Source organism: Shinella yambaruensis, assembly GCF_050859155.1.
Classification (GTDB): domain Bacteria; phylum Pseudomonadota; class Alphaproteobacteria; order Rhizobiales; family Rhizobiaceae; genus Shinella; species Shinella yambaruensis.
Genome location: NZ_CP150639.1, coordinates 515,197 through 539,620, shown reverse-complemented (window position 1 = coordinate 539,620; position 24,424 = coordinate 515,197). Strand labels below are relative to the sequence as shown.

Sequence of the window (24,424 nt, the reverse complement as noted above, 5' to 3'; positions counted from 1 at the left end):
GGCGTTGCTTCCATGGTCGCCGCCTGAAGGGAGACCCGCAAAACCGATGGCTTTGAAGACTTCCGCGCCGCGCAAGGGCGGTATCAGCCGGGTGAACGGGCCCGAAGGCATCGATTCCATCCCGCTGCGCTATGGCGACGACCCCTATGTCTGGGCCTGCTGGCTCTATTATGAAGACGGCATGACGCAGGGCGAGATCGCCGAGGCGATGGGCGTCTCGCGCGCCACCGTCAACAGCTACCTCGCCGACGCCCGTGAAAAGGGCATCGTCAATATCTCCATCGAGCCCGCCCGCCTCGCCTCGCTCACCATCGCGCAGGAACTGAAGCGCCATTTCGGCCTCTCGGATTGCCTCGTCGTGCCGAACGACGACGACACGCGGCCGCTGATCGGACGACTGGGCGCGGCCGGCGCGCAGGCGCTCGCCAAGATGATCAAGTCCGGCGACACGCTCGCCGTCGCCTGGGGCCGCACCATCCTGTCGGTCGGCGAACATCTGGAAATGGCTTCCTTGCAGGACGTCACCGTCGTGCAGGCGACCGGCGGCACCACCGCCAGCTTCGCCTATACGCCGGAACTGACCACGGCCGCCGTCGCCCGCGCGATCTCCGCCCGCTGCGTCAACATCACCGCCCCCGCCATCGTCGCCTCCGCACAGATGCACGACATGCTGCTCGCCGAGCCGCTGATCCGCGAACAGTTCGACACGCTCGCCCGCGCCAACCGCGTCGTCTTCGGCATCGCCTCGCTGCGCCCCAATTCGACGATCCACACCAGCGGCTTCTTCGAATCCGTGCCCCTCCAGCACTACCTCGCCAAGGGTGCGGCGGGCGTGCTTGCGGGACGCTTCATCGACGAGCGCGGCCGCCCCGTCGCCGGCCCGCTCGACGACCGCACGATCGGCATTTCGCTGGAGATGCTGCGCGGCATCGGCACCCGCGTCGCCGTCGCCGGCGGCTTCGACAAGGTGCCGGCCCTGCTGGCGGCACTGCGCGGCGGCTATGTCAACGTGCTGGTGACGGACGCGGCGACCGGCGCGGGCATCCTGCGCGCCGACGGCGTGACGAGCCTCGACGGAAAACTCTCGCAGCGCCAGAAGAGCACGCCGGTCGCCAACGCCTACCGCACGCACGTCAAGAAATTCCTCAACAATCCCAATGACGTTGTCGAGGAGATGCTGGATGGCCTGATCGCGGCGCACAAGCCCTATCTCCAGCCGATCGGCAATTCGCGCCGCGCCCTCGTCGCCCGCAACGGTCCGCGGCCCGGCAAGGTCGGCCTCGTCATCGGCGGCGGCACGGGGCACGAGCCCTGCTTCGTCGGCTACGTCGGCAAGGGGCTCGCCGATGCGGTGGCGATCGGCAACATCTTCTCCTCGCCGCCGCCGGACCCGATCGCCAAATGCGCCGTCGCGGCCTCCGGCGGCGCGGGCGTGCTCTTCGTCTACGGCAACTATGCCGGCGACGTGATGAACTTCGAGATGGCGGCCGAGATCGCCGAGGAGAAGGGCATCCCGATCCGCACGGTGCTGACCACCGACGACATCGTCTCCTCCCCGGTCGAGGACAAGGAAGGACGGCGCGGCGTCGCCGGCAATTTCTTCGTCTTCAAGGTGGCGGGCGCGGCCTGCGACCGCGGCATGACGCTCGACGAGTGCGAGGCCGTGACCCGCAAGGCAAACGACCGCACCTATACGGTCGGCGTCGCGCTCGAATCCTGCTCCATGCCGCAGACGCGGCGGCACAATTTCGAGATCGGCCCCGACGACATGGAGCTCGGCATGGGCATCCATGGCGAGCCCGGCGTCTCGCGCGAGCGCATCCGCACCGCCGACGAGATCGTCGATACGATCATGGACAACATCTTCAAGGAAATGAAGGCCGAACCCGGCGACCGGGTGGCGGTGCTCGTCAACTCGTTCGGCGCGACACCGCAAATGGAGCTCTACATCCTGTTCCGCCGGGTGGAGCAGCGGCTTGCCGCCAAGAACATCGCGATCGAGGCCAACTGGGTGGGGCACTACTGCACCTCGCTCGACATGGTGGGCGCCTCCATCTCGATCCTGCATCTCGACCGCCAGCTGACCGAGCTGCTGCACCACCCGTGCCAGACGGCGGTCCTGACCATCAACACGCCTGAAACGCCCTGACGGGGAGGAAGACATGTCGGAAAGCGCGGCGCGGGCTCTCGCGAAAATGTTCGAGCGGATGGCCGAGGCGATCGAGGCGGAGAAGGACCATCTCTCCGAACTCGACGGTGCGATCGGCGACGGCGACCACGGCATCACCATGTCGATCGGCTTCAAGGCCGTGAACGCCGCCCTCTCCGCGCTCGACCTCGATGCGGCGAGCCCTTCCGAGGTGATGTCCACCGCCGCGACCGGCTTTCTCGATGCCGTCGGCGCCTCCACCGGCCCGCTCTATGCCACCGGTTTCCGCCGCGCCGCGCAAACGCTTGCCGGCCGCGAAAACCTCGACCTTCCCGCCTGCCGCGACATGCTCGCTGCCCTTTCCGAAGGGATCCGCGAGCGCGGCAAGGCGCAGCGCGGCGACAAGACCATGCTCGACGTCTGGCTGCCCGCGGCGCAGGCGGCCGCGACCGCCGTCGCCGAAGGCAGGTCGAAGCCGGATTTCTGGGCCGCCGTCACCGCCGCCGCCGACAACGGCGCGGCCGCGACCGCGACGATGGTCGCCGCCAAGGGCCGCGCCGCCCGCGTGCGCGAGCGTTCGCTCGGTCATCTCGACCCCGGCGCAACCTCCGCGGCGGCACTTGTCAGGGCGATGGCCGAGGCACTTTAGCCCCGCATCCGCAAGGACTTGCAGGGCGTTTCTTTCAAATCAGATCAAAACCGCTGCGCAGATCCGCAGCACGGCACGAAGCGCATCCGAGGCGGTCGAGCGCCGTTGCGACGGTCTCGACAAGATCGGCATTCGAGGCGGCAAGACTGCCGTCGGGCCGATGGAGGTTGTTCTCGAAGCCGACGCGGACATGGCCGCCGAGCAGGGCGCCGGCGGTGACGCAGGCCGCCTCGTGGCGTCCGAAGGCGCAGACGCTCCAGTTCGAAAAGCGCGGTGCCTCCGGTGCGAGGAAGGGCATGAGGTCGGCGGGCTGCGAGGTCTGGGACAGGGTATAGCGGCCGAGCACGTAGAGCACGGGGATATCCGGCCAGGGCACGAGGCCGCGGCGGATCATGCCTTCAAGGCGCACCGCCTCCGCCGGCTCGTAGAGGATGATCTGCGGCAGGACATTCTCCCGTTTCATCCAGAAGAGCGCCTCGGCGAAGGCGGGTTCGGCGGCCGCATCCGGCGCGAGTTCCCGCAGCGCCAGCGAGGCCGCCTCCGGCTTCACCGCCTTCAGCACGGCGATCTGCTCCGCCGGCGCGTAGAGGCCGAGTGCTTCCGTGGTGATCTGGATGACCAGGCGATCGCCCACCGCCGCGCGGATGGCCGCAATCGGCGCCCCATAGGCATCGGCATCGAGGAGATGACGGCCATCCGGTCGGCGCACATGGACGTGGATCATGGCGGCGCCCGCATCCAGGCATTCGGCTGCGGTGCGCGCCAATTCGCCCGGCGTCAGGGGGATGGCGGGATGGTCCGCCTTGGTGCGGCGGCCGCCGTTCGGGGCCACGGCGATGGCCACGCGGCGCGGTTCGCGAGAATCTGTCATCGTGCATCCAGGATATGATTCATATGGATCATATATCTACATTAATGAAACAACTGTTGCAAAGCAATTTGGAAAGGTGTATTCGATCGCCATGCAAAACGGCCCTCTCGCAGACCAGATCGTCCAGGCCTTCGACACGATGTCGGAGCAGCTCCGGGCCGCCGCGCGCTACGTGCTGAACCAGCCGCGCGAGGTCGCGCTGTTGTCCATGCGCGAGCAGGCACGGCAGGCGGGCGTGCAGCCCGCCACCATGACGCGGCTTGCCAAGCATCTCGGCCTTGCCGGCTACGAGGACATCCGCCAGCTCCATGCGGACGCCATGCGCGGCGACGTGACGGGCTTTGCCGGCCGCGTCGGCGCGCAGGCGAAGAGCCAGAAGCTGAAGGGCGACCAGGCGCTGGCAGCCGACATGCTGGGCGGCATCGCCGCGCAGGTCGGCCAGCTCTCGCAGCCGCAATCGCTGGAAATGCTGGTGGAAGCCGCCCGCCGGCTCGGCGCCGCGCGGCGCATCTATTGCCTCGGCCTGCGCTCCAGCCATTCGCCGGCCTGGCACCTGCACTACATCCTGTCGCTGGCGGGAAAACATTCGATCATGCTGGACGCCGTCGGCGGCATCGGCGCCGATGCCCTCGGCAGCGCGAGCGGCGAGGACGTGATGGTCGCGGTCAGCGTGCTGCCCTATACGCGCCAGACGATCGAGATCGCCGATTATGCCGGCGAGGCGGGCGTGCCGCTGATCGCCATCACCGACAGCCTCGTCGCCCCCCTCGCCCAGCTTGCCGCCTGCACGCTGGTCGTGCCGACCGAAAGCCCGTCGTTCCTGCACGCCATGTCGCCGGCCTTCGTCGTCGCAGAGGTGCTGGGCGCGCTGGTCGCCGGCCAGGCGGGGGATGCGGCAGGCGCCGCGCTTGCCGCCGTCGATCGCCAGTCGGCCGCCCTCAACACCCATCTCAAGACGAGGATGAAGCGTCCGTGACCCGCCTTCTGCATCGCGCCATCCATTCCCGCATGCCGATCGCCGTGGGCGGCAGGGGCATCGAATTGTTCGATGCCGAGGGCAAGGCCTATATCGACGCCTCGGGCGGCGCGGCCGTCTCCTGCCTCGGCCACGCCCATCCCGCCGTCCTTTCCGCCCTGCACGAACAGCTCGACCGGCTCGCCTATGCCCATACGGGCTTCTTCACCTCCGAGGCTGCCGAGGCGCTGGCGGAACTGCTGATCGCGGACGCGCCGGCAGGGTTGAGCCATGCCTATCTCGTCAGCGGCGGCTCGGAAGCGGTCGAGGCGGCGCTGAAGATGGCGCGGCAATATTTCGTCGAGAAGGGCGAGCCGCAGCGCCGCCACATCATCGCGCGCCGGCAGAGCTATCACGGCAACACGCTCGGGGCGCTTGCCGCGGGCGGCAACGAGTGGCGGCGCGCGCAGTTCAAGCCGCTACTCATCGAAACCCACCATATCGATCCGTGCTACGCCTATCGCCTGCAGGAAAGCGGCGAGAGCGACGAGGCCTATGCCGCTCGCGCCGCGCAGCAGCTCGAAGACAAGATCCTCGAACTCGGCGCGGACGAGGTCATCGCCTTCGTCGCCGAGACGGTCGTCGGCGCCACGGCCGGCGCGGTCCCGCCCGTCGCCGACTACCTGAAGCGCATCCGCGCCATCTGCGACCGCTACGGCGTGCTGCTCATCCTCGACGAAGTGATGTGCGGCATGGGCCGCACCGGGACGCTGCATGCCTGCGAGCAGGACGGCGTCGCGCCGGACCTGATGACCATCGCCAAGGGGCTTGGCGGCGGCTACCAGCCGGTCGGCGCCGTGCTGCTTTCGGAAGAGATCTTCGAGGCCTTCGCCAGCGGCTCCGGCTTCTTCCAGCACGGCCACACCTATATGGGCCACCCTATGGCCGCCGCCGCCGGCCTTGCCGTCCAACAGGTCATCCGGCGCGAGAACCTCCTTGCCAATGTCGTTGCGATGGGCGCCGAACTGGAAAGCCAGCTCGTCGAGCGCCTCGGCAACCACCACCATGTCGGCGACATCCGCGGGCGCGGCCTTTTCCGCGGGGTGGAACTGGTGGCCGATCGCGCCGGCAAGCAGCCCTTCGACCCGAAATTCAAGCTCAACGGCCTGATCAAGAAGGAAGCCATGGCGCGCGGCCTGATGGTCTACCCGATGGGCGGCACGATCGACGGCCGGCAGGGCGACCATGTGCTGATCGCCCCGCCCTTCATCGTCGAGCGCGCGGACATCACGCGCATCGTCGAGCGGCTGGGCGATGCGATCGATGCCGCCGTCAGCACACTTCCACACGCATAACCAAGCAAAAGGGGAACGACCATGAAACTGCGTACCATTCTATTTGCCGCCTTCGCATCGGCCATCGCCTTCGGCCAGGCCGCGCGGGCCGAGGACCTTGTGGTCGCCACCGACACGGCCTTCGTGCCCTTCGAATTCAAGGAAGGCGACAAATATGTCGGCTTCGATATCGACATGTGGGATGCCATCGCCAAGGAGATCGGCGTCACCTACACGCTGCAGCCGATGGACTTCAACGGCATCATCCCCGCGCTCCAGACCAAGCAGGTGGATGTCGCGCTCGCCGGCATCACCATCAAGGACGAGCGCAAGAAGGCGATCGATTTCTCCGACGGCTATTACGACAGCGGCTTCCTGCTGATGGTGCCGGCGGACAGCACGGTCCAGAGCGCCGAGGACCTGAAGGGCAAGATCCTCGCCACCAAGACCGGCACGTCGGCGACGGACTACGCCAAGGAGCACTTCAAGGAGACGGAACTGCGCCAGTTCCCGAACATCGACAATGCCTATCTGGAACTGCAGACCGGCCGAGTCGACGCCGCCATGCACGATACGCCGAACGTGCTCTACTACGTCAAGACCGCCGGCGGCGGCAAGGTGAAGGCCGTCGGCGAGCAGATGATGGCCCATCAATACGGCATCGGCTTCCCGAAGGGCAGCGAGCTCGTCGCCAAGGTCAACGCCGCGCTTGCCAACATGAAGAAGGACGGCCGCTACACCGAGATCTACAAGAAGTGGTTCGGCACCGAGCCGAAGCTCTGATGCCTCAGCCCCGGGCGTGCCGGCGAACCGGCGCGCCCTCCTCACGCCGGGGAGCCTTTCATGGAATTCGACTGGTCCGTCATCGGCGAGGCCATGCCCGCCCTGTTGAGCGGCGCACGCCTTACCATCCTCATCACCCTTGCCGGCCTCGTGGGCGGCCTTGCCGTCGGCTTCGTCGCGGGCCTGATGCGCGCCTATGGCAATGCATTCCTGAACGCCGTCGCCTTTGCCTATATCGAGCTCATCCGCGGCACGCCGATCGTCGTGCAGGTGATGTTCATCTATTTCGCGCTGCCGGTTCTCGCCGATATCCGCGTCAATCCGATGACCGCCGCCGTCACGGCGATCGTCGTCAACGCCGGCGCCTATATCGCGGAGATCGTGCGCGGCTCGTTCCTTTCCGTGCACCGGGGCCTGAAGGAGGCTGGCCTCGCGCTCGGCCTGCCGTTGTGGAAGGTGCTGGTCTACATCATCGGCCCCGTCGCCTTCCGGCGCATGATCCCGCCGCTCGGCAACCAGTTCATCGTCAGCCTCAAGGACACCTCGCTGTTCATCGTCATCGGCGTCGGCGAGCTCACCCGCCAGGGCCAGGAGATCATGGCCGCCAACTTCCGCGCGGTCGAGATCTGGAGCGCGGTGGCGATCCTCTACCTGCTGATGACCGGAACCCTGACACTGATCCTGCGCGTCACCGAAAAGAGGATGCGAATCCTGTGAGCATCGTGGAATTTCGAAACGTCACCAAGACCTTCGGCCCCGTCGTGGTGCTGCGCGAGGTCGACCTCAACATCGACAAGGGCGAGGTGGTCGTGCTGATCGGCCCGTCCGGCTCGGGAAAGTCGACGCTGCTTCGCTGCATCAATGCGCTGGAGGAGATCAATGGCGGGGATCTCGTCGTCGACAATATCAGCGTCAAGGCCGGCCGCTCGCAGGTGCGGCTCATCCGCCAGGAGGCCGGCATGGTCTTCCAGCAGTTCAACCTCTTCCCGCAGATGACGGCGCTGGAGAACGTCGCCTTCGGCCCCCGGCGGGTGCGCGGCATCAGCCGTGCCGAGGCCGAGGAACAGGCCAGGGCGCTGCTCGCCAAGGTGGGCCTTGCCGAGCGCGGCCATCACTATCCGGCCGAGCTTTCCGGCGGGCAGCAGCAGCGCGTGGCGATCGCCCGGGCGCTGGCCGTCAAGCCGAAGCTGATGCTGTTCGACGAGCCGACCTCCGCGCTCGACCCGGAGCTGCGCCACGAGGTGCTGCGCGTCATGCAGGCGCTCGCCGAGGAGGGCATGACGATGATCGTCGTCACGCATGAAATGGCCTTTGCCCGCCAGGTCGGCACGCGGCTGATCTTCATGGAGGACGGCAAGATCTCCGTCGACGGCAAGCCGGCCGACCTGCTCGCCAATCCGGAAAATCCACGCCTGCGGGAGTTCTTGCAGCATGTCCACTGAAAACCGGCTGGGTTTCATCGAGATCGCCGGCATGCCGCGGGAGATCGGCCTCCAGCTCGGCCGTTTCGGCCGCGACATCGCCCATCGCCACCTCGTGCACGGCCATGCCTGGGCCTCGGTCCTCGCCTTTCGCGCGGATCCGCGCGTTGCCGCGATGCGCCGGATGGTGGAGGCCCGCTTCCCCGCCTGTTGGGCGGAACTGCAGGGCCTCGCCCTCGGCCTCGATCTTCCCTTCGACGACGTCTTCCTGTGGAACTGCCGCGGCGACCTCTGGGCCTTCGCGCCGGACGGCTGCACGACGGTGCAGATACCCGGCGTCGAACCGCTGCTCGCTCACAACGAGGACGGCGATCCCGGCTTTCGCGGCCATTGCGCGCTCGCCCATATCCGCCCCGAGGGCGGCACGGCTTTCACCAGCTTCGTCTACCCGGCCTCGATCCCCGGCCACACCTTTGCGGTGACGGCGACGGGTCTCGTCCAGACCGTCAACAACATCCGCTCGCGCGGTGTCGGCGCCGGCCTGCCGCGCATGGTGCTTGGGCGCGCCCTGCTGGATTGCCCGTCGATCGACGCGGCTGTCCGCCTGCTGGAGAGCTCGGAACGCGCCGGCGCGTTCCACATGACGCTCGGGCAAAGGGGCGATCCGCGGCTTGTCGGCGTGGAATTCACCCACAAGCACTGCTCCGCCGTCACGCTCGAGCGCCCGCAATGCCACGCCAACCACCTCGTTCATGCCGGCATGGCCGGCGAGCGGCAGGTGATCACCGGCTCCTCCCGGTCCCGGCAGCAACGCGGGGACCAACTCATCGCCGAGGGCGGAGAAGGCCTGCGGGATCCACGCGCCATCCTGTGGGACAAGGCCGTAGCGCCGCTGCCCATCTACCGTGCGCAGCCGGACGACCCGGACCACGAGAACACGCTGGCGACCGCCGTGTTCCACATCGGCGCGAACGCCATCCGCTGGCAGGTTCACGACCGCCCGGAGGAGACGCCCCGCTTCGTGATGGACGGCACCCTCAAGCCCGTGTCCTGATATCCCCTGTCGAAGAGGCCACGGAGACAGCTGCCTCGCCCCTCGTCACCCGAACGTATAGGCCGCGATCGACTCCGGCTTCATCTCGATGGAGAAACCCGGCCGCGCGGGCGGCATATAGGCGGCGTTCTCGATGCGGCAGGGATCGACGAAATGCTCGTGCAGGTGGTCGACATATTCGATCACCCTGCCCTCCTTCGTGCCCGAGACGGCGATGTAGTCGATCATCGAAAGATGCTGGACATATTCGCAAAGGCCGACGCCGCCGGCATGCGGCCAGACCGGCAGGCCGTATTTCGCCGCCATCAGAAGCACGGCGAGCACTTCGTTGAGGCCGCCCATGCGGCAACTGTCGATCTGCACGATGTCGATCGCGCCGCCGGCGATCATCTGCTTGAAGATGATGCGGTTCTGGCACATCTCGCCCGTCGCCACCTTGACCGGATGCACGGCCTGCCGGATCGCCTTGTGGCCGGCGATGTCGTCCGGGCTCGTCGGCTCCTCGATGAAGAAGGGCTTGTAGGGTTTCAGCTCCGACACCCAGTCGATCGCCTGCCCCACCTCCCAGATCTGGTTGGCGTCGATCATCATGGTGCGCTCGTCGCCGATCACCTCGCGGGCGATGCGCAGGCGCCGCTTGTCGTCTTCGAGGTCACGGCCGACCTTCATCTTGATATGGGTGAACCCCTGGTCGACGGCCTCCTGGCAGAGGCGGCGCAGCTTCTCGTCGTCATAGCCGAGCCAGCCGGCCGAGGTCGTGTAGCAGGGGTAACCTTCCTTCTCCAGCGTCGCGATGCGCTCCGCCTTGCTTGGCTCCGCCTTCTTCAGGATGGCCAGCGCCTCCTCCGGCGTCAGCGCATCCGTCAGGTAGCGGAAATCGACGATGGAGAGGATCTGCTCCGGGCTCATCTCGGCGACGAGCCGCCAGACGGGTTTGCCCGCCTGCTTGGCCAGGAGGTCCCAGACGGCATTCACCACAGCCCCGGTCGCCAGATGCATCGCGCCCTTGTCCGGGCCGATCCAGCGCAGCTGGCTGTCGCTCGTGACATGACGCCAGAAGCGGCCGGGATTTTCGCGCACCCAGGCAAGGTCGAGGCCGACCACCAGATGCTTCATCGCCTCGATCGCCAGGCAGCAGATCTCGTTGCCGCGGCCGATGGTGAAGGTGAGGCCATGGCCTTCGAGGCCGGGCGCATCCGTGCCGAGCACCACATAGGCGGCCGAATAGTCCGGATCCGGGTTCATGGCGTCCGAGCCGTCGAGGCTTTGCGAGGTGGGAAAGCGCAGGTCGATCGAGCGAAGGCTGGTGATCTTGGTCATGGTGCGGCCCTTGCAATGGCCGGCGCTCTGCCGGCTAAAAAATGTCTCAGATGGTCCAGCCGCCGTCGATGGCGTAGGCCTGTCCGGTCGTGTAGGTGGCGCTCGCGAGGTAGACGGCGAGGTCGGCGATCTCTTCCGGCGTACCGATGCGGCCGATCGGCTGGCGGGCGATGAAGGCCGCGCGCGCCGTCTCGTAGTCGCCCTGCGCGCGCAGGCGATCCTGCAGCGAGGGGCTTTCCACCGTGCCGGGGCAGATGCAGTTGCAGCGGATGCCCTCAGCCACGTAGTCGGCCGCCACCGACTTGGTGAGCCCGACGACCGCCGCCTTGGTGATGGTGTAGGCCGCCCGGTTCGGCACGCCCTTCATGCTGGAGGCGACCGAGGCCATGTTGATGATCGCGCCGTCCTTCTTCTCCAGCATCGCCGGCAGCACGGCGCGGATGGTGCGCACCATGGCGCGGACATTGAGGTCGAAGGCAAAATCGAGGTCCTTGTCCGGCATGTCCAGGATCGTGCCGGCATGCACGAAGCCGGCGCAGTTGAAGAGCACGTCGAACGGGCCGGTCGCCGAGACCACGCGGTTGACCGCCTCCTCGCTCAGGACGTCGAGCACATAGGTCTCGATGCCCGCCTCGCCGGCAAGGCTTTTCAGCGCATCGGCATTGATGTCGGTCGCGACGACCTTGGCGCCGGCGCGGGCGAAGGCGATGGCGCTCGCCTTGCCGATGCCCTGGCCTGCGGCGGTGATGAGGACGCGCTTGTCTTGAAGGGAAAGGCTCATGATGGCTCCTTGTGGTGCGTCAGGCGCCCGGACGGCGCTCGACGACGTAGATATGGTCTGCGGCGAGAACGACCTCGCCCTTCTGGTTGACGACTTCCGTGCGCTCGATCACCCGGCCGAAGCCGGCGCGTTTCGGATCATCCTCCTTACTTGATATCGTCACGCGGGTGTGGATCGTATCACCGATGAAGACGGGCCTGATGAAGCGCATGCGATCATAACCGTAGGAAAATGCAACAGGATTGATGACGCTCGCCGTCAGCCCGACTCCGATGGAAAACACCATCGTGCCATGGGCGATGCGCTGGCCGAAAGGCTGCGTCTTCATGAATTCGGCATCCATGTGGTGCGGGAAGAAATCGCCCGTGTGCCCGGCATGCACGACGAAATCGGTCTCGGTGATGGTGCGGCCGCTCGTCTTGCGCCCCTCGCCGATTTCATAGTCTTCGAAATATTTGACCTGTTCCATAGCCTGTTCCTGTCTAGGGCCGTGCGGCGAGCGGCGTCGCGGGCGCGGCGCTGGAGGCATAGGCCGCCTCGACGAGCGCCATGGTCATCCATGCATCCTCGACCGAGGAGACGAGTTCCGCGTCTTCGCCCGACATGAAGCGCTGAAGGTTCGCCATGCGGCCGACGAAGGCGTCCGGGAACCACGTTCCTTCCAGCGGCACCGGCACCCAGCCCTCGCCGCCCTTGGGATGGATCTCCAGAATGTCGGGCTCGCCGCGCGGATAATCGAGATTGACGCCGAGCTGGAGATAGGCCGCGCCCTCGGTGCCCGAGACGCGGAATTCGCAGGCCTGATGCCTGCGGCCGAACCTGTGGTCGTGGTTGACCGAAAGAGCGCAGCGGACCCGGTCGCCATAGTCGAGGATTGCCGTGGTGCGCGTCTGCGCCATCCCATGATTCGGGTGGCCGATCGACTTGGCGTGCACGCCCCCGGGATCGCCCAGCACCTGGCGGATGACGTCGAGATAATGGATCGAGTGCATGGCGATCTCGATGCGCGGCAGGCCTTCGAGGAAGGACCAGAGCTGCCAGGGCGTATCGAGCGCCAGATGGACGTCGAAATCGACGACCTCGCCGAGAAGCCCCCTGGCGATGGCGTCCTTCAGCGCCAGCATCATCGGCGCGAAACGAAGCTGGAAATTGACGGCGGCCTTGAGCTTCCTGTCGCGGCAGATCGTCAGGATTTCCGTCGCAGCGGAAAGGTCGGCCCCTATCGGCTTCTGGATCAGCGCCGCCGTCCCCTCCGGCAGCGCCGCCAGCACGTTCGCATGCGCCGCCGGGGGCGTTGCGAGATCGAAGATCGCATTCTCGACGGCAATGGCCTCCTTGACGGAGCGGTAGGCCGTGACGCTCCACCTTTCGGCGAGCGCCTTCGCCTTGTCGTGGTCCGGATCATAGAGGCCGGCGATCGGGAAGCCGGCCTTGCGATAGGCCGGATAATGCGCGTCGCCGACGATCGAGCCGGCGCCGAAGGTGACGATGGGACGCGGGTTCGCCGGCAGCGGCCAGGACTGGGTGAGGGTTTGGGGGTCAAAGGTCATGGCACACCTCTTGACGATGAGGCGTGACCTTAGCCTTACCCCCCTCTGCCCTGCCGGGCATCTCCCCCTCAAGGGGGGAGATCGGCAAGAGGCAAAACCCGTGCTCAATCGGAAACGCTGGAGATAGGCGAGACGGTGCTCCATCCGATCTCCCCCCTTGAGGGGGAGATGCCCGGCAGGGCAGAGGGGGGTGAACCACAACCTCACGCATGAAAGAACACCTCTTCCATGCCCGCCCACCACTCGCCATCCTTCCGCGTCCGGAGCGGCGACTGGCAGGGCATGCAGACGGCCCACCATTCCTGCGTCCTCGGGTCGGCGGCCATCTTCGCCATGTCGGCGGCATAGTCGCTGCCGTGATATTCGAAGAAGGAGAACAGCAGGTTCTCCGGCTCCTTCAGGAAGATCGAATAGTTCCTGATATTGCAGGCGGAAATCATCGCCAGCACCTCTGGCCAGACGGCGGCGTGCAGGCGCTTGTAGTCTTCGATCTTCTCCGGCTTCACGCCGATCACCATGCCGATGCGCTGCATCTCCTAGACCCTTTCCCGGATTTCGCGCTCGAATTCGGCAATCGAGCGCGCGCGGATCGCATCCCAGTCCCAATCGATGCCGAGGCCCGGCGTCATGGGTGCGAGCGCCATGCCGTTCTCGATGGTCAAGCGCGAGGTGGTGATGTCGTCGAGTTGCGGGATGTATTCGACATATTTGCCGTTCTGCACCGCACAGGTCAGGCTGACATGCAGCTCCATCAGGAAATGCGGGCAGACGGGCATGTCGAAGGCCTCCGCCACATGCGCCACCTTCAGCCAGGGCGTGATGCCGCCGATGCGGCCGGCATCGACCTGCACGATGGAGCAGGCACCCTTCTGCATGTATTCGCGGAAATGGCGGATCGAATAGAGCGATTCGCCGACGGCGATGGGTGTCGCCGTCGCGCGGTTGAGGCGGACATGGCCGTCGATGTCGTCCGCCGGCAACGGTTCCTCGATCCAACCGAGGTCGAGGTCGCGCAGGCGCCCGGACCGGCGGATCGCCTCGTCGACGGAAAAACCCTGGTTGGCGTCCGTCATGATCTCGTAGCCGTCGCCGACCGCCTTGCGCACGGCCGAGAGGCGCGCGAAATCCTCGGATCCATGCGGCTTGCCGATCTTCACCTTGGAGCCGGAAAAACCCTTCGCCTTGGCGTCCAGCGCATCCTCGACGAGCGCCTCCACCGGAATATGCAGCCAGCCGCCCTCGGTCGTGTAGAGCGGGCAGCGGTCCTTCGCCCCGCCAGCGAGCTTCCAGAGCGGCAGGTTCTGTTTTCGCGCGCGCAAATCCCAGAGCGCGGTGTCGATGGCGGCGAGCGCGATCGAGGTGATCGCGCCGATGGTCGTCGCATGGGTCGTAAATTCCAGCTCGTGCCAGATCGCCTCTATCCGGTCGGCGTCGCGACCGAGAAGGCGCGGCGCGAGATGATCGGCAAGAAGCCGCATGACGGAGGAGCCGCCGGTACCGATTGTGTAGCTGTAGCCGGTGCCGACCGCCCCGTCGCTGTCGGTAACGGTGACGAGCGGCGTTTCCTGGGAAACGAAGCTCTGGATGGCGTCCGTGCGCTCGACCTTCGGACGAAGGTCGACCATTTTCAGCTCGATGCGTTCGATCCTCGCCATGTCAGCCCCTGAGCGTCTTGCCGGTCTCACCGTCGAAGAGGTGAGCCTGGGAGAGGTCGAAGCAGAAGGGCAGCGCTTCGCCGGACGCAAGTCGCCGCGGGTTCAGCATGCGGCCGACCCATTCCGCGCCGCCGAAATCGGAGAAGACGAGGGTCTCGTTGCCGAGCGGCTCGGTGAGGATGACGCGCAGGTCGTGCCTGTGCACGTCGGTCTCCTGACCGGAATGGATGCCGTGGCCGGCGGGATAGAGATCGTCCGGTCGCAGGCCGAAGGTGACCTTCTGGCTCGCCGTCACCCGATCCCTGAAGCGGGACGGCAGCGGCAGGCGGTCGCCACTGGAAAAGACCACATGGCCATCGGCGATCTCGGCGTCCTTGAGGTTCATCGGCGGCGAGCCGATGAAGCCGGCGACGAATTTCGAGTTCGGCCGCTGGAAGACGTCCTCCGGCGTGCCGACCTGCTCGATATGACCGTCGCGCATGATGACGATGCGGTCGGCGAGCGTCATCGCCTCCACCTGGTCGTGCGTGACGTAGATCACCGTCGACTGCACCTTGGCGTGCAGCTTCTTGATCTCGACGCGCATCTGGGTCCTCAGCTTCGCATCGAGGTTCGACAGCGGCTCGTCGAAGAGGAAGACTTCCGGCTGGCGCACGATGGCGCGGCCCATGGCGACGCGCTGGCGCTGGCCGCCGGAAAGCTGCGAGGGCCGCCGGTCGAGGAGATGCGCGAGGTCGAGCGTTTTTGCCGCCTCCTCCACGCGCGGGGCGATCTCCTCCGGCGTCTGGCCGGCGATCTTCAGCGAGAAGCCCATGTTCTCGCGCACCGTCATATGCGGATAGAGCGCGTAGGACTGGAAAACCATGGCGAGGTTGCGCGAGCGCGGCGGCAGGTCGTTGACGATCTTGCCGCCGATCCTGAGATTGCCGCCGGAGATCGGTTCCAGCCCGGCGATCATGCGCAGCGTCGTCGACTTGCCGCAGCCGGAGGGGCCGACGAGAGCAATGAACTCGCGGTCGGCCACCTCCAGGTCGATGCCATGGACCACTTCGACCGCGCCGTAGCGCTTGACCAGCTTTTCGAGGGAAACGGTTGCCATGGATTATCCTTTGACTGCGCCGGAGGTGAGGCCGGACACCAGATGCTTCTGCACGACGAAGGTCAGCACGAGGGCGGGGATGATCATGATCACCGCCAGCGCGCACATGCCGCGCCAGTCGATGGTGAACTCCGCGGTATAGTCGAGCAGGCCGACGGGCAGCGTCTTGGAATTGACGGAACGGGTGAGCTGCGAGGCGAGCGCGAATTCGTTCCAGGAGGTGAGGAAGGCGAAGATGCCGGCGGAGGCTATGCCGGGGCCGGCGAGCGGGAACTCCACCTGCCAGAAGGCCTGCCAGCGCGTGCAGCCGTCGATCTGCGCGGCCTCGGCAAGATCCCTCGGCACCTGGCGGAAGAAGCCGTCGATCAGCCAGATCGTGAAGGGCACGTTGAGCGCCACATAGGCCATGATCAGCCCGAAATGCGTATCGATGATGCCGAGCTTCGAATAGACGAAGAACAGCGGCAGCGAGAGCGCGATGCCCGGCACCGTGCGCGTCAGCATCAGGCCGAGGAAGATCGAGGATTTCGCCTTGAAGCGGAAACGCGCGAAGGCATAGCCGCCGGCCATGCCGATGGCGAGCGCGATCGCCGTCGAGGTGACGGAGATGATCAGCGAATTGCGGAAATACTCGATGACCGGAATGCCGCCCTGCCCGACGCCGGAGAACATCGCGACATAGGCATCGAAGGACAGGTCCTCGGGGATCCAGACCGGCGGCTTCGCCATGATCTCGACCGTCGGGCGGAAGGAGGCGAGCACGATCCACAGGCCCGGCAGGCAGATGACGGTCATCGCCAGGAAGAGGCCAATCTTGTGCGCGGCGGAGAGGAGAAGGCCGTTGAGGCGGGCTTTCGTGTTCTCGTTCATCTTTGCCACTCCCCCCTTACCATTCGGCTGCGATCTGGGTCCGCGCCGCCGCAAGCTTGCGGAAGAAATAGACGGTGAAGAGGATGGAAAGCAGGATCGCGACATAGGCCATGGCATTGGCGAGGCCCATGCGGGCATCGGCATAGGCGGTGCGCGAGACGAGCGTCCACAGCAGCTCGGTGCGCTTGGCCGGCCCGCCGTCCGTCATGATCTTCACGATGTCATAGGCGCGCGCGACATCGAGCGAGCGGATGGTCATGGCGATATAGGCAAACGGCATGATGAACGGCCAGGTGACGTAGCGGAAGGTCTGCCAGGGCGTGCAGCCGTCGACGCGCGCCGCCTCGATCGGCTCCTTCGGCATGGCGAGCAGGCCCGCGAGGATGAGGATGGCGAAGACCGAGGTGGACGACCAGATTTCGGCGACGAGGATCGCGGTGAAGGCGAGCGTGCCGTCGATCAGCCACGGGATCGCCTGATCCGTCAGGCCGAGCGATTGCAGGGCGTTGTTCACGAGGCCGATATTGTCGTTGAACATGAACTTGAACTGGAAGCCGACGAGGATCGGCGAGAACATCATGGGGAACATCATGATGGTTCTCAGCAGCCGCTGTCCGCTCGTCGCCTTCTCCACCAGCATGGCAAGGCCGAGGCCGAGCAGCATTTCGACATTCAGCGCGACGGTGAGCAGGAGCACGGTGCGGCCGAACGCCGTCCAGAATTCGCGGTCCGCCAGGATGCGCGCATAGTTGCGAAAGCCGATGAAGGTATAGAGCGAGGCGGGCTGCGTCAGCCGGAAGGGCGTGAAGCTCGAATAGAGCGACAGGATGAGCGGAACGATGACGACGGCCGCGAGCACCACGATGGCGGGCAGCAGAAGCAGAAACGGCGCCGGTGGCCTCCAGCCTTTCATGATTGCCTCTCGGATATGCTCCGGTCGGCCGCCCTTTCCGGGCGCCGGCCGTATTTCGAGAAGCGGCCGCTACGGACGGCCGCCGGTTCGCTTGTTTCGGGCGGTGCCCCACCCCCCACTCATGCGGACGCATGGATCCTCGGGTCAAGCCCGAGGATGACGGAGGAGAGGGTGCGACCCTGCCGGTATCGTACTCCTTGCGGAGACACCTCAGCCCCTCGTCCGGCCTGCCGGCCGATCAGAAAACGGTCGCGGTGAGCGGTGGCCGGTCCACTTGTCCAGGACAGTGCCCGCCCCACCACCCACGTCATCCTCGGGCTTGACCCGAGGATCCATGCGTCCGCAAGGCGGTGGGTGGTCGGGTCAGGCCCGATCATGACGGAGGCGAGGGTGCCAATAGGCGCTGCCCCTCATCCGGCCTGCCGGGCCGCCACCTTCTCCCCGCAAGCGGGGCGAAGGGGATATGCCGCGCCGGTTTCCCCGGCCAATGAACGTTCGTAAGGCACGTCCCCTCTCCCCGCTTGCGGGGAGAGGGTCAGGGTGAGGGGCAAGCTTGCCTCAGAGCGCGCCCGCATCCTCAAGGATCTGCGTCGCCTTCTCGGCCGCCGCGTCCAGCGCCTCCTTTGAGGTCTTGTCGCCGAGGATGGCGGCCTGCAGCTCCGGATAGACGGCGTTGGAGATCTCGATCCAGGCCGGCGTCTGCGGCACGGCGAAGGCGTGCTTCGCCGCCTCCTGGAAGGCGGTCAGGACTTCCTTGCGGTACGCGTCGCTTTCCGCCTGCTGGATATTGTAGTCCCAGACGGCCGTGCGCGTCGGCAGCGGCCCGGCGGAGGATTCCAGCTTCTGGCTGTCCTCGTTGGTGAGGAACCAGACGAGCGAGGCGGCGGCGTCCTTGCTGGCGCAGCTTTCCGTCACGGAAAAACCGTGGTGGCCGGACCAGCCGGTGCGCTTGCCGGAGGAGCCGGCCGGCTGCACCTTCACGCCGACATTGCCGGCGACCTTCGAAGACTTCGGATCATTGAAGAAGTTCGCCCAGCCGGGCCAGTCGAGGTTGACGGCGATCGTGCCGGAAGCGAAACCCTGGCCGAGGTCGTCCCACAGATAGTTGGTCGTGCCGACCGGCACGGCCTTCGCCTTGTAGAGGTTGACGAACCAGTCGAGGGCGCGAACGCCCGCGTCCGAGTTGAAGGCCGGCTTGCCGTCGGCGTCGAGATAGTCGCCGCCCTCGGCGACCAGCATTTCATAGAAGCGGCCGTTGATCGCCTCCTCCTTGCCGGCATATTGCGTGCCGTAGAAATCCGGCGGGTTCGCGAAGAAGACCGCCTGGTCGGCGACCTGCTGCCAGGTGTCCGGCGGGGCGAGATCGTAGCCGTATTTCCCCTTGAACGCCGCCTTCTTCGCGTCGTCCTCATAAAGGCTCTTCTGGTAGTAGAGCGCGGAAACGTCGAACTGCGCGCGCGGCAGCATCACCAGCTTGCCGTCGAGCGTCGAGGAGGCGATGTTGGCCGGCACGAAGGCATCGATCTCCTCCTTCGGCAGGAGCGCCGAAAGATCGGTGTAGATGTCGGGATATTGCGGGGCAAAGGACGAATGGTTCGAGCCGACGCACCAGGTGATGTTGCCGGTCGCGATGTCCGACTTGATCTCCTTGTCCAGCTCGAAATGGTTCTTCTTGGAAAGAACGTTCACCTTCGCGCCGGTCGCCTTCTCCCATTCGGCAATGCGCGCATAGAGCGCTTCATACTGCTGGCCGCCGATGAGCTTCGCATCGACGGTGACGCCCTCGAATTTTCCCGGCAGATCGGCGGCGAGCGCTGCGCCCGCCCACGCGCAGATCACGGCACCGGCGGCAATGCCGGCTAGAAATCTCGTCATCTTCTCCTCCCATTGGCTTCTCGCCAGCCCTTACCAATAAGAGCTTCATTCATATACAAACTTACTATTTACATATCGTCAAGCGCAAATCGGCATCCCGGGATTGTCACGCCTTGTTTCTGCGTATATGAATCTACTCATTCACTGGAGGAATTCGGGTGTCGGACGAGGAAAACGATCGCTACAGGGCGCCGGCGCTCGACAAGGGCCTCGATATCCTGGAGCTCCTCGCCGGCGTCGACGGCGGCCTCACCCAGGCGGAGATCGCCAAGCGGCTCGATCGCAGCCCGAACGAATTCTACCGCATGCTCGACCGGCTGGTGAAACGCGGCTACGTCACCCGCATCGACGGCGACCGCTTCTCGCTGACCCTGAAACTCTTCGGCCTCGCGCAACTGCACGCGCCGGTGCGCCGGCTCGTCTCCTTCGCCGTGCCGCTGATGCGTGAACTGGCCGAAGCCTCGCGCCAGGCCAACCAGCTCGTCGTCTTCGACCGCGGCAACCCCGTCGTCATCACCCAGCAGGAAGCACCCGGCTACTGGGGCATCTCGATCCGCGTCGGCTCGCGCATCGGCCTGTTCGACACGGGCTCCGGTCACGCGCTGCTCGCCTTCCGCTCGCCGGAAGAACGCCTGCGCATGATCGCCGAGCATGTCGGCGACGGCGGCACGGACATGCGCGTCACGCCGGAATTCCTGGCGCGGCTCGATCTCATCCGCTCGCGCGGCTACGAAATGATGCCGAGCGCCCAGACGGCGGGCGTCATCAACCTTTCGGCGCCCGTGCTCGGCGCGGACGGCAGGGCGATCGCCGCCCTGACGATCCCCTACATTACCCTGATCAACGCGCCGGTCGCGCCGGATATCTCGACGACCATCCAGCTGCTCGGCGAGACAACGCGCAGGCTGTCGGAAATGGCAGGTGCCGGCTTCAACGCCGAGGAGCAACAGCCTTCGCATCTGAAGGCATGATTCGCCGGCGCGGCGAAGATACGGCTCATCCGTCCCCCGCAAAACTCTCCAGGAAGAGCGCATTGAGGTCCGCAACGGCGTTTGACGCCGGCGCGCTACCCGTCACGGCCTGGTTGATGCGCTGCGAGGCGGCGTCCTGGAAGGGCATGTAGCCGGCATGCCGGGGGCGCAGCCAGGCGCCCTCCAGCGTCCGGCGCGTGTTGCGGTAGAAGCCGAGCGTCGCGGCATTGGCCCCCTCGTCCTCCCAGCCCGCCGCATGGCCGGGCTGGCCGCCGGCCTGCCAGTAGCGGCCCGCCTGCTGCGGCCCGGCCGCAACCCAATAGGCGAAATCCACGGCCGCCTCGCGCTGCGCCGAGAAGGCGGAAACGGCGATGCCCGTGCCACCCAGCGCAGAACCGACCGGCCCCGCATCGCCGGCAACCGGCATGTCGGCAAAGGCGATGCGGTTTGCCCGGAAGCCGGCGAGGGAGTAGCTGACATAACCGTAGATCAGCGGCGAGAGACTGTAGCGCGATCCCGCCTCGCCCATCCGGTCCAGCACGGCGATGGGATCCATGCCGGTGCAGGCAGGGTCGGCGAGCGCGGCAAGCTCCCGGATCATCTCGATCGCCTGCACGCCGATTTCGGCATCGACGAAGGGCCGGTCCCGTTCCACCGCGCAGGGCCGGCCGAGATTGCCGCAGAGCGTGAAGAGACACATCAGGGAATGCGGCGGGCGCAGCGGCAGCAGCATTTCGCCGGCCTTTGCCAAATCCAGCACCTCCGTCCATGTGCCCGGTGCCCTGCCCAGCCGATCCGGCCGGAAGGCGAGCACCTGGGTGGCCGCGTCGATCGGGAAGGCCCATTGGCGACCCTGCCAGTTGTAGCTCGGGAAGGAGAGGCCGACGCTGCCGCCTGCAAGGGCCGCGAAGGCCGCCTCGCGGCCGGGCAGGTCCAGCGGCGTGAGGCAGCCTTCCGCCATGATCTGCCCGACATGCGGATGGTCGATGACGATGAGGTCGTAGCGGCGCGCGAGGTCCTCGACCGGAAAGCTCTCGAAATCCTGCAGCGAGCGCTTGTCCCATTCGATGGAGACGCCGGTCCTGGCGCTCCAGTCCTGCGCGCAGGCCACCATCGGGTCGTAGCCGCGCGGATGGCTCCAGGTCATGCCCCTCAGCGTGATCGCGCCCATCACGCGAACTCCGCGCGGATCGCCGCCGAATGCTCGCCGACGCGCGGCGCGGCGCGATGGCCGAGTGGGCGCCGGCCGTTCACGCGCACGGGGCAGCGGGTCGTGCCGATCGAAACCGCATCCTCGCGCGTCACCGTCTGCAGCATGTCGAGGATGCGGAAACCGTCGCTGGCCAGAAGCTCCGGCCATTCCAGCACCTTCGAGCACCAGATGTCCGCCGGCTCCAGGATGGAGAGCCAATGCTCGACGGTCCCGGTCGCGATGCGGCCGGCGATGATCCGCTTGATCGCATCGCGTGCGGTGAACCAGGCCCTGCTGTCGTCGCGATAGGGCGCCAGCGCCTCGATCTGCAGCAGGTCCTGCAGGCGGCCGAGCGGCGTCATGGCGATCGCGAGGTAACCGTCCTTTGCCGGATAGACGCCGTAGGGCGCGGAGAGATAGGCATGCGCGCTGCGGAAATCCGAGCGCTTCGGCTTGCGGCCGCCGTCGTTGAGATGGGTGGTCAGCACCTCGAACTGGAAATCGACAAGGCTTTCGAGCAGGCTCGTCTGGATATGGGCGCCCTTGCCGGACATGCCGCGGCGCACGAGGGCGGCGAGGATGCCCTGGCAGGCATTGGCACCGGCGAGCATGTCGGCGACCGCAAGGCCGAAGGGCACCGGCTCCTGCGCCTCGTCACCGTTCAGCCACATCAGGCCGGAGCGTGCCTGCGCCAGGAGATCCTGCCCCGGGCGCATGACCCAGGGGCCATCCTCGCCATAGCCGCTGATCGAGGCATAGACGATCGCCGGGTTGATCGCCCTGACGGCCGCATGATCGAGCCCGAGGCGTTCGATGACACCCGGGCGGAAATTCTGGATAAGCACGTCGGCCTTGCCGAGAAGCCTGCGCAGGAAGGCGAGGTCGTCGGGGTCCTTCAGGTCGATGCCGAGACTTTCCTTGCCGCGGTTGATGGCGTGGAAAAGCGTCGAATCGCCGCCGATCTCGATGTCGCTGAGATAGAGCCGACGGGAGAGATCGCCGCCATCCGGCCGCTCGATCTTGATGACGCGGGCGCCGAGATCGGCAAGCCGCAACGAACAATAGGGACCGGAGAGGAACTGGCTCATATCGACCACGGTCAGGCCGGCCAGAAGTCCCGTCTCATCCTGCATGCGCATGTCCTCCTGCGCTCCCGAAGGTTGAGCCACTGGAATTCTTATTTGAATTACTCTTTCATATATGGATGGATGTTTCAAGCCTCGGAACCCCATCAGACGCTATATGGACGGACGCTTCCCCCACCGCAGCCACGCGATCAGCCCCGGCAACCATATGGGCTGCCAGGGTGTGCAGGTCGGATACCTTGCGGGGTCAGGCCGTTTTGTGCGGCGAAACGGCGACGCGGGTCCAGATGTCCAGCGTCTCGCCGGGAGAAAGCACCTTCAGGCCGTAAGCGTCCGGCCGGTCGGGCAGGTTGAAGGCATCGACGGGATGGCTCACCGGCTCGAAGCAGAAGAAGTCTGCATCGGCGGCGGGCGAGAAGACCACATATTGGCCCAGCGCCTCGCTTGCCTCGACCTCGGCCCGCAGCCCGCGCGCCGGCCAGTCGATACGCGCCTTGCCGTCCCAGCCGTCAAACCAGTTGTTGATCCAGCGCGGCGGCAGGGGCCGCGGCACGTTGAAATCCATATCCGGATGCGCTGCGACGGGCGCGTAGGCCTTCGGAAGATGGTCGTCGCGCTCCAGCCAGACGCCCTTCGACGGCGCGGCGAGCGTCGTATCCGCATCGCGCACGAACCAGGGGTGGAAGCCGGCGCCGTAGGGCAGCCGCGTTTCGGCGCGATTGGCAAGGCTCAGTTCCATCACGAGGCCGGTGCCTTCAAGGCGATAGGACATCGTCGCCTCGTAGCGGAACGGCCCCGGCCCGTCCGATAATAAGGTCAGGGTGATGGAATCGTCGCTCCGGGAGACCTCCGTCCATGCGGCGGAAAAACCGTTGCCGTGGATCGGATAGGGCTCCGTCTCCATATTGCGCGGCAGGGCGTGAAAGGCACCGTCGAAGGTAAAGCCACCGCCGGAGACCCGGCCGGAAAACGGCACGAGAAGGATATTGGAAAGCGCGAAGGGATGGGCCGTGGCGGGATCCACCGTGCGGAAGACCGGCTGCCACGCGCCGCCGTGCCTGACATCGAAACATGTCAGGCCGGCGCCGAGATCGGGCCGCACGCGGATGCGCGCCGCCCCGTTATCGAGTTCGACCGCCATCACCAGCCGCCGTCGATCGCGATGTTCTGGCCGGCAATCATGTCGGAGGCCGGCGAGACGAGGAAGTGCACGAGATCGGCGACATCCGCCGGCTGGATGCGCGCCTTCAGCGACTGGTTTTCGAGGATCCAGTCATTGTACTGCTGCAGGCGATCGGCGAAGACGCGGGCCTCCGCCTCGGACACCACCGCGCCCGGCGAGACCGCGTTGACGCGCACGCCATGCGGACCGAGTTCGCGCGCCAGCGATTTCGTCAGGCCCAGCATCGCGCCCTTCGAGGCGACATAGGGCACGTAACCGTCCCAGCGCCCGTTCAGGGTGACCGAGCAGAAATTGACGATCTTGCCGTAGCGCTTTTCCTTCATCGCCGGCGCGACCGCCCGGGCAAGCGCGAAGGCGGCGGAGGAATTGACGCGGACCTGGTCCTCGTATTCCTCCAGCGAAAAATCCTCGAACGGCTTGTTGATGATCAGCGCCGCATTGTTGATGAGGATGTCGATGCCGCCATGCTCGCGCGAAAGCGATGCCGCCCGCCGTTCCGCCGCGACAAGGTCGTTCAGGTCCTCGCCGACATAGGCTGCCTTCACATCATGTGTCGCGGCAATATCCGCCGCGAAGGCCGTGCCGCCCTCGGCCGCCGGCCGGTCGAGCAGCAGGAGGCTGGCGCCGGCCCGGGCGAGCCGCGCGGCCTGGGCGCGGCCAAGCGTGCCGAGCGCGCCGGTGATGAGGACGGTCTTTCCCGAAAGCTCTGTCATG

General features: G+C 66.3%; 24 protein-coding genes. 9 read left to right on the top strand and 15 right to left on the bottom strand.

The window, feature by feature from the left end:
* The first annotated feature begins 46 nt into the window (after positions 1 to 46).
* Positions 47 to 2,149, top strand: a complete 2,103-nt coding sequence (locus tag WMC41_RS24855; RefSeq protein ID WP_272807960.1) for a bifunctional sugar-binding transcriptional regulator/dihydroxyacetone kinase subunit DhaK — start codon at positions 47 to 49, stop codon at positions 2,147 to 2,149.
* A gap of 13 nt (positions 2,150 to 2,162) precedes the next feature.
* Complete coding sequence (gene dhaL, locus WMC41_RS24850; RefSeq protein WP_272807959.1) at positions 2,163 to 2,798, top strand: dihydroxyacetone kinase subunit DhaL; 636 nt, start codon at positions 2,163 to 2,165, stop codon at positions 2,796 to 2,798.
* 34 nt (positions 2,799 to 2,832) lie between these two features.
* Here the strand turns inward: dhaL and WMC41_RS24845 are convergent, their stop codons facing one another.
* Positions 2,833 to 3,669 (bottom strand): 3-keto-5-aminohexanoate cleavage protein, encoded by an 837-nt coding sequence (locus WMC41_RS24845; protein WP_432348596.1) that lies wholly within the window; start codon positions 3,667 to 3,669, stop codon positions 2,833 to 2,835.
* A gap of 91 nt (positions 3,670 to 3,760) precedes the next feature.
* Here WMC41_RS24845 and WMC41_RS24840 point away from each other — a divergent pair, with 91 nt between their 5' ends.
* The 6 genes from WMC41_RS24840 to WMC41_RS24815 are packed head-to-tail and all read left to right on the top strand — an operon-like array spanning position 3,761 to position 9,216.
* A complete protein-coding gene (locus tag WMC41_RS24840) occupies positions 3,761 to 4,645 on the top strand; it encodes a MurR/RpiR family transcriptional regulator (protein WP_432348594.1) in 885 nt (294 codons plus the stop codon).
* Positions 4,642 to 5,979, top strand: a complete 1,338-nt coding sequence (locus tag WMC41_RS24835; protein WP_432348592.1) for an aspartate aminotransferase family protein — start codon at positions 4,642 to 4,644, stop codon at positions 5,977 to 5,979. Before WMC41_RS24840 ends, WMC41_RS24835 begins: the two co-directional genes overlap by 4 nt.
* Before the next feature lie 21 nt (positions 5,980 to 6,000).
* Positions 6,001 to 6,741 carry a glutamine ABC transporter substrate-binding protein GlnH gene (glnH, locus tag WMC41_RS24830; protein WP_432348590.1) on the top strand — a complete coding sequence of 247 codons (741 nt, stop codon included), beginning with the start codon at positions 6,001 to 6,003 and terminating at the stop codon, positions 6,739 to 6,741.
* A gap of 60 nt (positions 6,742 to 6,801) precedes the next feature.
* Positions 6,802 to 7,458 (top strand): glutamine ABC transporter permease GlnP, encoded by a 657-nt coding sequence (gene glnP / locus WMC41_RS24825; protein ID WP_244766620.1) that lies wholly within the window; start codon positions 6,802 to 6,804, stop codon positions 7,456 to 7,458.
* A complete protein-coding gene (gene glnQ / locus WMC41_RS24820) occupies positions 7,455 to 8,183 on the top strand; it encodes a glutamine ABC transporter ATP-binding protein GlnQ (RefSeq protein ID WP_064333136.1) in 729 nt (242 codons plus the stop codon). Before glnP ends, glnQ begins: the two co-directional genes overlap by 4 nt.
* The gene (locus WMC41_RS24815) at positions 8,173 to 9,216 is read left to right on the top strand and encodes a C45 family autoproteolytic acyltransferase/hydolase (protein WP_432348587.1); all 1,044 of its coding nucleotides are present in this window, start codon (positions 8,173 to 8,175) and stop codon (positions 9,214 to 9,216) included. The genes glnQ and WMC41_RS24815 overlap by 11 nt, the downstream gene beginning before the upstream one ends.
* Before the next feature lie 45 nt (positions 9,217 to 9,261).
* Here WMC41_RS24815 and WMC41_RS24810 read toward each other — a convergent pair whose 3' ends face one another.
* From WMC41_RS24810 to WMC41_RS24765, 10 genes are all read right to left on the bottom strand, one after another.
* On the bottom strand, positions 9,262 to 10,536 hold the full coding sequence (locus WMC41_RS24810; RefSeq protein WP_432348585.1) for an L-fuconate dehydratase: 1,275 nt from the start codon (positions 10,534 to 10,536) through the stop codon (positions 9,262 to 9,264).
* A gap of 46 nt (positions 10,537 to 10,582) precedes the next feature.
* Positions 10,583 to 11,317, bottom strand: a complete 735-nt coding sequence (locus WMC41_RS24805; RefSeq protein ID WP_244766617.1) for an SDR family oxidoreductase — start codon at positions 11,315 to 11,317, stop codon at positions 10,583 to 10,585.
* Positions 11,318 to 11,336: 19 nt separating this feature from the next.
* On the bottom strand, positions 11,337 to 11,786 hold the full coding sequence (locus WMC41_RS24800) for a MaoC/PaaZ C-terminal domain-containing protein (protein ID WP_432348582.1): 450 nt from the start codon (positions 11,784 to 11,786) through the stop codon (positions 11,337 to 11,339).
* 13 nt (positions 11,787 to 11,799) lie between these two features.
* Positions 11,800 to 12,867 (bottom strand): Gfo/Idh/MocA family protein, encoded by a 1,068-nt coding sequence (locus tag WMC41_RS24795; protein WP_432348580.1) that lies wholly within the window; start codon positions 12,865 to 12,867, stop codon positions 11,800 to 11,802.
* 203 nt (positions 12,868 to 13,070) lie between these two features.
* Entirely contained in the window at positions 13,071 to 13,400 is a 330-nt protein-coding gene (locus WMC41_RS24790; protein ID WP_244766614.1) for an L-rhamnose mutarotase, read from the bottom strand.
* A 3-nt stretch (positions 13,401 to 13,403) separates the two neighbouring features.
* Positions 13,404 to 14,522: a mandelate racemase/muconate lactonizing enzyme family protein gene (locus WMC41_RS24785; RefSeq protein WP_432348578.1), complete on the bottom strand. Its 1,119-nt coding sequence runs from the start codon at positions 14,520 to 14,522 to the stop codon at positions 13,404 to 13,406.
* Position 14,523: 1 nt separating this feature from the next.
* On the bottom strand, positions 14,524 to 15,621 hold the full coding sequence (locus tag WMC41_RS24780) for an ABC transporter ATP-binding protein (protein WP_432348576.1): 1,098 nt from the start codon (positions 15,619 to 15,621) through the stop codon (positions 14,524 to 14,526).
* A gap of 3 nt (positions 15,622 to 15,624) precedes the next feature.
* Positions 15,625 to 16,491, bottom strand: coding sequence for a carbohydrate ABC transporter permease (locus WMC41_RS24775; RefSeq protein ID WP_432348574.1), 867 nt, complete (start codon positions 16,489 to 16,491; stop codon positions 15,625 to 15,627).
* A 16-nt stretch (positions 16,492 to 16,507) separates the two neighbouring features.
* Positions 16,508 to 17,404, bottom strand: coding sequence for a carbohydrate ABC transporter permease (locus WMC41_RS24770; RefSeq protein WP_432348572.1), 897 nt, complete (start codon positions 17,402 to 17,404; stop codon positions 16,508 to 16,510).
* A 558-nt stretch (positions 17,405 to 17,962) separates the two neighbouring features.
* The gene (locus tag WMC41_RS24765) at positions 17,963 to 19,279 is read right to left on the bottom strand and encodes a sugar ABC transporter substrate-binding protein (RefSeq protein WP_432348570.1); all 1,317 of its coding nucleotides are present in this window, start codon (positions 19,277 to 19,279) and stop codon (positions 17,963 to 17,965) included.
* 158 nt (positions 19,280 to 19,437) lie between these two features.
* Between WMC41_RS24765 and WMC41_RS24760 the strand changes: the two genes are divergently transcribed.
* Positions 19,438 to 20,250 carry an IclR family transcriptional regulator gene (locus WMC41_RS24760; RefSeq protein ID WP_432348569.1) on the top strand — a complete coding sequence of 271 codons (813 nt, stop codon included), beginning with the start codon at positions 19,438 to 19,440 and terminating at the stop codon, positions 20,248 to 20,250.
* Between the two features lie 25 nt (positions 20,251 to 20,275).
* Here the strand turns inward: WMC41_RS24760 and WMC41_RS24755 are convergent, their stop codons facing one another.
* From WMC41_RS24755 to WMC41_RS24740, 4 genes are all read right to left on the bottom strand, one after another.
* Positions 20,276 to 21,421, bottom strand: coding sequence for an extracellular solute-binding protein (locus WMC41_RS24755; RefSeq protein WP_432348567.1), 1,146 nt, complete (start codon positions 21,419 to 21,421; stop codon positions 20,276 to 20,278).
* Positions 21,421 to 22,575, bottom strand: a complete 1,155-nt coding sequence (locus tag WMC41_RS24750) for a CaiB/BaiF CoA transferase family protein (RefSeq protein ID WP_432348566.1) — start codon at positions 22,573 to 22,575, stop codon at positions 21,421 to 21,423. Before WMC41_RS24750 ends, WMC41_RS24755 begins: the two co-directional genes overlap by 1 nt.
* A 199-nt stretch (positions 22,576 to 22,774) precedes the next feature.
* The gene (locus WMC41_RS24745; protein ID WP_432348565.1) at positions 22,775 to 23,671 is read right to left on the bottom strand and encodes an aldose 1-epimerase; all 897 of its coding nucleotides are present in this window, start codon (positions 23,669 to 23,671) and stop codon (positions 22,775 to 22,777) included.
* A complete protein-coding gene (locus WMC41_RS24740; protein WP_432348564.1) occupies positions 23,668 to 24,423 on the bottom strand; it encodes an SDR family oxidoreductase in 756 nt (251 codons plus the stop codon). The genes WMC41_RS24745 and WMC41_RS24740 overlap by 4 nt, the downstream gene beginning before the upstream one ends.
* Between the last annotated feature and the right edge of the window lies 1 nt (position 24,424).